2 protein-coding genes are annotated in these 1,412 nt (G+C 49.5%); both read right to left on the bottom strand.

The annotated features are described in order from the left end of the window. Positions 1–403 (bottom strand): MFS transporter (locus tag ACTHUM_RS14155; protein ID WP_440403186.1); only part of this gene is annotated, 403 nt, incomplete at its 3' end. 200 nt (positions 404–603) lie between these two features. Further along, the gene (locus tag ACTHUM_RS14160; RefSeq protein WP_070608647.1) at positions 604–1,227 is read right to left on the bottom strand and encodes a lytic transglycosylase domain-containing protein; all 624 of its coding nucleotides are present in this window, start codon (positions 1,225–1,227) and stop codon (positions 604–606) included. Positions 1,228–1,412 lie beyond the last annotated feature (185 nt).

The raw sequence follows: 1,412 nt of genomic DNA on the forward strand, positions 1-1,412 counted from the left end.
TACGGGTCAAATCCGCCAGCAAAGCCGTTACCGCCGCACTGACGGCACCCGCACCTTGAATGGCACGCGCGGCAACCAACATCTGCAGGCTGTCGGCAACTGCGGCCAAAAAACTACCCGCCGCAAATACAATCAGGCCGGCATAAATCACTTTTTTACGGCCGAACTTATCAGAAGCCATGCCCAAAGGCAGCTGCAGCAAAGCCTGTGTCAGCCCATAAATACCCATCGCCATACCGACCAGCGCTTTATTGTTTTCTGCGCCGGGCAACGAAGCGGCATACATCGCCAAAACAGGCAATACCAAAAACATCCCCAACATACGCAGTGCGTAAACGCCGGAAAGTGTGGTACTGGCACGCCACTCGTGCGGAAACATTTGAATGCGGTTATCTCTTGCCATAAATAATGTTTCAGACGGCCTTAAGTTTGCGAAAGGCCGTCTGAAAGTGTGAATTAACAGATTTTCTGATTATACAGGATTCAAAGGAATTGCATGGGGTCAAATCGCAAGCCGTTTATCGCAAACCTGCTTCATCGGTATAAAACGGTTTTAACAAAAAACAACGTCACGCAAGATCTGCCCTATCCCATTATCCCCAATCAACCCCACTGCCATCTATTTCGCCACGCGCCTAACACGGCATTCGGATATTTGTTACTGCCCAAGCTGCCGTTAAACCTTGCCAAAGCGCGGACAATATTGCCTTTCTCGATATTGTTGTAATGGCGCAGAATAGTGCAGCCATAGCGCAGATTGGTGCGAATGTCGAAAAGGTTGTGCGACGGATTGCCGATATAGTTTTTCCAAAACGGCATCACCTGCATCAAACCGCGCGCGCCCACTCCGCTGATGGCATATTGGCGAAACGCGCTTTCCACTTCAATCAAACCCAGAATCACTTGGGTGTTGAGTCCGGCGCGACTGCTTTCGTATTGAATATTGACCAACAAACGGCGGCGCTCGCCCTCATCGGGAATAAAGCGTGCCAATCGGGAAGACATCGCCGCCAACCAACGTTCCCCTTCCCTCGAATCGGCAAACACCAGCCGTGCAGGGCTGGCACTATTAATCGAACTGCGCATCACGGAAGCCACATCATCGGCCAGCGTTTCTTCACGTTGCGCCCCCGCCCATGCGGTCGCAGGCGTCAAAAGCATGGCTCCGCCGACTTGCAACAGGCGGCGGCGCGATAAAAATAAGAAATCTTGGTTTTCCGATTTCATGTGTTTCTCTTTTTAGGCCGTCTGAAAAGTTCAGACGGCCTTTGATATATTTGCTTAAAATCAGCATTATAAAATACATCTATGAGCAGAATCAAAGAGCTGTATTCCTTTTATTGTCAAGTGATACCGCCTCAAGTAACATTTAGGTTTTTCTAATCAAGCGGTATTTTTTATGACCACCACTC

Source organism: Neisseria sp. P0021.S006, assembly GCF_051956895.1.